The sequence below is a fragment of the Kitasatospora sp. NPDC056327 genome, from assembly GCF_042261735.1.
Taxonomy (GTDB): Bacteria; Actinomycetota; Actinomycetes; order Streptomycetales; family Streptomycetaceae; genus Kitasatospora.
This window is the reverse complement of sequence record NZ_JBHJRC010000429.1, coordinates 1-5,154: the sequence shown is the minus strand read 5'-3', so window position 1 is coordinate 5,154 and position 5,154 is coordinate 1. Positions and strand designations below refer to the sequence as shown.

At 75.7% G+C, this 5,154-nt stretch carries 1 protein-coding gene and 1 pseudogene; both read right to left on the bottom strand.

Annotation, left to right across the window (positions count from 1 at the left end):
• Positions 1-4,114: pseudogene (locus ACFCX4_RS34560) on the bottom strand (type I polyketide synthase); the annotation flags it as partial.
• A gap of 35 nt (positions 4,115-4,149) precedes the next feature.
• Positions 4,150-5,154 (bottom strand): KR domain-containing protein (locus tag ACFCX4_RS34555; protein ID WP_376151155.1); only part of this gene is annotated, 1,005 nt, incomplete at its 5' end.

The window sequence follows — 5,154 nt, the reverse complement described above, 5'->3', positions numbered from 1 at the left end:
CCAGCGTCCCCGTACCACCCGTCACCAGCACCGTCCCCGCCGGATCCGGCACACCACCCCCCACCGGAACCGAGGCCCGGACCAGACGCGGCACCGTCACTCCGCCGTCCTGCCAGAGCGCCTGGGGCTCACCCGCGGCCAGCAGTCCTCCCAGCACCGGCGGCGCCGCCGCGGCGGGGAAGCCCGCGCCCTCGCCACCGAGGAGCACGACCCGGCCGGGCTGCTCCTGCTGGACCGAACGGACCAGCCCCCAGACCGCGTTGACCGCCGGGTCCGCGTCCGGCAGCCCGGTCGCGACCACCAGCGGCTCCCCGCTCCGGTCGGGATCGGTGAGCCCCCGGTGCAGGAAGTCCGACACCCGGCCGAGCAGTGCCCGGGCGCCCTCGGGGCCCTCCGCCGTCCCCTCCGTCAGGTCCAGCACCGCCGGGGTGACGGAAGCGGCGTCCGCGGGCAGGGCGACGGGCGTCCAGCCGACCTGGTAGAGGTGGTCGGCACCGGCCCCGCCGAGTCCGGTGAGCCGGTCTACCGGCACCTGCCGCAGCGCCAGGGAGCCGACCGAGGCCACCGGCCCGCCGGCCGGGTCGGTGAGGACGAGCGAGAACGCGTGCGGGCCGGTCTGCCGGGCGTGCACCCGCAGGGCGGTGGGCCGCGCGGCGAACAGGGCGACGTCGTTCCAGGCGAACGGCAGCAGGACGTGGCCCGGCTCCGGTTCGGCGATGGACAGGAAGTTGGTGGCCTGGAGGGCCGCGTCCAGCAGCACCGGGTGGATGCCGAAGTCCTCGGCCGCGCGGCCCGCCGGCAGCGCCACCTCGGCGTGCACCTCGCCGTCGAGCCGCCAGACCGCCCGCAGCCCCTGGAAGGCCGGACCGTAGCCGAACCCGCGGTCCGCCAGCCGCTCGTAGAAGCCGTCCAGCGGGACCGCCTCCGCGCCCGCCGGGGGCCACGGGCCGGGGGCGGCGGTCTCCGGTCCCTGCTCGCCGCCCAGGAAGCCGGTGGCGTGCCTGGTCCAGGCGCCCTCACCGCCCTCGGGCCGCGAGTACAGGACGAACGGCCGCCGGCCGCCGGATCCGCCGTCCTCCGGCGCGTCCACCCGCAGGTGCAGTTGCAGGGCACCGCGTCCGGGGACGAGCAGCGGGGCCTCGATCACCAGTTCCTCGACGGCGGGCGCGCCCGCCTCGTCACCGGCCCGAGAGGCCAGCTCCAGCAGCGCGGCTCCGGGGGCGAGGACGGTTCCCGCGACGGCGTGGTCCGCGAGCCACGGGTGCTCCTTCGGATCCAGCCGCCCGGTGAGCAGCGCCCCGCCCTCGGGCAGTTGCACGGCCGCGCCGAGCAGCGGGTGCCCGACGGGCGCCAGACCGGCGGCGCCCACGTCGGTGGCGGGCCGGGTCTCCAGCCAGTAGCGCTGGTGCTGGAAGGGGTAGGTCGGGAGGCCGGAGGCGGGGAGGACCGGGGCGTCCCCGAGTGCCGGGGACCAGTCGACGGGCAGGCCGTGGACGTGGAGCTCGGCGGCGGCCAGCAGGACACGGTCCCAGCCCCCGTCCTCACGGCGCAGGGTCCCGGTGACCACCGTCGGCGCCTGCACGGCCTCCTCCAGCGCCTCCACGATCCCGTGGGCGAGGACGGGATGGGCACTGACCTCCACGAACGCCCGGAAGCCCTCAGCCGCGAGGGTCTCGACCGCCTCGGCGAAACGGACGGTCCGCCGCAGATTGCGGTACCAGTAGCCGGCGTCCAGCTCCGGACCCTCCAGCCACCGGTTCTCCACCGTCGACAGGAACGGAACCGCCGCGGACTGCGGCTTCACGGAACCCAGCAGCTCCGCGAGTTCGGCCTCGATCGACTCCACATGGACGGTGTGGGACGCGTAGTCGACGGGGATCCGGCGAACCCGGGCCCCGCGCTCCTCGAAGACGGCCACGACGGCGTCGAGCCCGGCCGGGTCACCGGCGACGACCACCGAGGAGGGGCCGTTGACGGCGGCGACCTCGACACCCTCCGGCAGCACCCCGACCACCTCGGCGAGCGGCAGAGCCACCGACACCATCCCGCCGCGGCCGGCCAGACCACGGGCGATGGCCTGCGACCGCAGCGCCACCACCGCGGCCGCATCGTCCAGCGAAAGGACGCCCGCGACGTGCGCCGCCGCGATCTCCCCCTGCGAATGACCCACCACCGCGTCCGGCACCACACCCAACGACGCCCACAACCGCGCCAGACCCACGTTCACCGCGAACGACACCGGCTGCACCACGTCCACCCGCTCCAGCGAAGCAGCACCCGGAACCTGGTTCACCACATCCAGCAACGACCAGTCGACATACGGCTTCAACGCCCTGTCGACCTCACCGAGCACCTCCGCGAACACCACCGACTCGGCCAGCAGCCGACGCCCCATCCCCGCCCACTGCGAACCCTGACCCGGGAACACGAACACCGACCGACCGTTCACCTCCGCCCGGCCGGAGACGACGCCCGCCGCCTCCTCCCCGCGCGCCACGGCGTCGAGCGCCGCCAGGGCACCCGCCCGGTCGGCGGCCACCACCACCGCCCGCTGCTCCAGCGCGGCACGAGCGCCGACGAGCGTGCGGGCGGTCCGGGCCAGGCCGGTGTCCGGCTGCTCGGCGAGGAGACGGGCCCAGGCGCCGGCCTGGGCCCGCACCGCGTCCTCGGAGGCCGCCGACAGCACCAACGGCAGCGCGGTGCCGGCCGCTTCGACGTCCGGCCGCGCCGGCTCCTCCTCGGCCGGGGCCTGCTCCAGGATGACGTGGGCGTTGGTGCCGCTGACCCCGAAGGAGGAGACGGCGGCCCGGCGCGGCCGGTCGACCTCGGGCCAGTCGCGCCGTTCGGTGAGGAGCGACACCGCGCCCGAGTCCCAGTCGACCTTCGAAGTGGGAGTGCCGATGTGCAGGCTCCTCGGCAGCACGCCGTGCCGCAGCGCCTCCACCATCTTGATCACCCCGGCCGCACCGGCCGCGGCCTGGGTGTGCCCGATGTTGGACTTCAACGAGCCCAGCCAGAGGGGCTGTTCGGCTGGACGGCCCTGACCGTAGGTGGCCAGCACGGCCTGCGCCTCGATCGGGTCGCCCAGCGAGGTACCGGTGCCGTGGCCCTCCACGGCGTCGACGTCCGCCGCCGTCAGCCGGGCGTTGGCGAGGGCCGCCCGGATCACCCGCTCCTGGGACGGTCCGTTGGGCGCCGTCAGGCCGTTGGACGCGCCGTCCTGGTTGACCGCCGAACCCCGGACCACGGCCAGCACCTCGTGCCCCAGCCGCCGCGCGTCCGACAGCCGCTCCAGCAGGAGGACGGCGACGCCCTCCGCCAGGCCCGTGCCGTCGGCGGCGTCCGCGTACGCCTTGCAGCGGCTGTCGCGGGCCAGCCCGCGCTGGGTCGCGAAGTCGACGAACACCTCGGGCGTGGCCATCACGGCGACGCCGCCGGCCAGGGCGAGCGTGCACTCGCCGTCGCGCAGCGCCTGGGCCGCCAGGTGGACGGCGACCAGCGAGGACGAGCAGGCGGTGTCCACCGTCACCGACGGGCCTTCGAGGCCGAGGGCGTAGGAGACCCGGCCCGAGGCCACCGATCCCGAGTTGCCGATGCCGAAGTACCCCTCCAGGCCCTCCGGGAGGTTGAGCACGTGGTGCGCGTAGTCGTGGTACATCAGGCCCGCGTAGACGCCGACCGGCTGCCCCTTCAGCGAGGTCGGGTCGATGCCCGCCCGCTCCAAGGCCTCCCAGGAGGTCTCCAGCAGCAGCCGCTGCTGCGGGTCCGTCGCCAGCGCCTCGCGCGGGGAGATCCCGAAGAGTCCGGCGTCGAAGCCACCCGGATCGGCGAGGAATCCGCCCTCCTCGGCGTAGGTCTTCCCGGCGGCGTCCGGGTCGGGGTCGTGCAGCCCGTCCACGTCCCAGCCCCGGTCGCGGGGGAAGGGGGCCATGGCGTCGGTGCCGTCGTGCACCAGGCGCCAGAGGTCCGCCGGGGAGGCGACGCCGCCGGGCAGCCGGCAGGCCATTCCGACGATCGCGATCGGCTCGGTCCGCCGGGCCTCGGCGTCACGGAGGCGGCGCCTGGTCTGCTGGAGGTCGGCCGTGACGCGCTTGAGGTAGTCGCGCAGCTTGTCGTCGTTCGACATGGGGTTCTTCCTCGTATCCGTCATCAGGAAAGGCCGAGTTCGTTGTCGATCAGGTCGAAGAGCTCGTCGTCGGAGGCGGCCCCGAGGTCGACGCCCCCGGCCGCGGACTCCTCGCCCGGCTCCGCCCAGCGGGCGGTGAGGGCCTCCAGGCGGGCGGCCACCTGGGCGCGCACCCCGTCGGACGCCCCGGACGGGCCGGCCGTGGCCGCCAGCGCCTGCTCCAGCCGGTCGAGTTCCAGCAGGACGGGCGGCACGGCCACCGAGCCCACCAGGCCCAGCCGGTCGCGCAGGTGCTCCGCGACGGCGGCCGGCGTCGGGTGGTCGAAGACCAGGGTGGCCGGGAGCCGGACACCGGTGGCCTCGGTGAGGCTGCCGCGGATCCGCAGCGAGGTCAGCGAGTCGAAGCCGACGTCCTTGAACGCCTGCGCGGGCTTCACCGTCTCGTCGATGCTCTGGCCGAGCACCTTGGCCGCGCTCGCCCGGACCAGGTCCAGCAGCAGCCGGAGCTGCTCCGCCTCGCCCACCGCGGAGAGCCGGCGGAGCAGGACCTCGCGGCCGTCTCCGGCCGGTGCCGCGGCGGTGGCGGCGGTGCGCCGCGGGGCGCGGACCAGGCCGCGCAGCAGCGGGTTCAGCTCACCGGCCGCCGCCTGCCTGCGGAGCGCGTCGCGGTCCAGACGGGTCGGGACCAGCAACGCCTCCGGCGAGCCGAGGGCCGCGTCGAACAGCGCCAGCGCCTCCTCCGTGGCCATCGCGGCCAGGCCGCCGCGTGCCAGCCGGGCCCGGTCGGCCTCGCCCAGGTGGCCGGTCAGACCGCTGGCCTCCGCCCACAGGCCCCAGGCCAGCGACACCGCCGGCAGGCCCTGATCGGCGCGCCACCGCGCCAGGCCGTCGAGGAAGCCGTTCGCCGAGCCGTAGAGGCTCTGCCCGGCGCTGCCGAACACGCCCGCGCCGGAGGAGAAGAGGACGAACGCGGACAGCCCGAGGTCCTTCGTCGCCTCGTGCAGGTGCCAGGCCGCGTCCGCCTTCGG